Source organism: Pseudomonas sp. 2995-1 (assembly GCF_002742505.1).
GTDB lineage: Bacteria > Pseudomonadota > Gammaproteobacteria > Pseudomonadales > Pseudomonadaceae > Aquipseudomonas > Aquipseudomonas sivasensis.
This window is the reverse complement of record NZ_LJSA01000137.1, coordinates 1-255: the sequence shown is the minus strand read 5'-3', so window position 1 is coordinate 255 and position 255 is coordinate 1. Positions and strand designations below refer to the sequence as shown.

The 255-nt window shown below is 36.1% G+C and carries 1 protein-coding gene; it reads left to right on the top strand.

The features are described from left to right. Positions 1–55: 55 nt before the first annotated feature. On the top strand, positions 56–255 hold a 200-nt coding region (locus AOA61_RS00405; protein WP_256583308.1), incomplete at its 3' end, for a beta-L-arabinofuranosidase domain-containing protein.

Sequence of the window (255 nt, the reverse complement as noted above, 5' to 3'; positions counted from 1 at the left end):
CTTCAAGGTTTATTCATCACCAGACGATTCTTTTTGGTGCTGCACGGGAACAGGGATGGAAAATCCTGCGCGCTATGAGAGGAAGATTTATTCCGTATATGATAACAGTATTTATGTGAATTTGTTTATTGCGTCAGAACTTCATTCAGAAAAAGAGAATATTAAACTCATTCAGGATACTGCTTTCCCAGAATCAGATAAAACAACTTTCGTTTTTCAACAAATAGATTCTCAAGAATTAACGGTTCATATCCG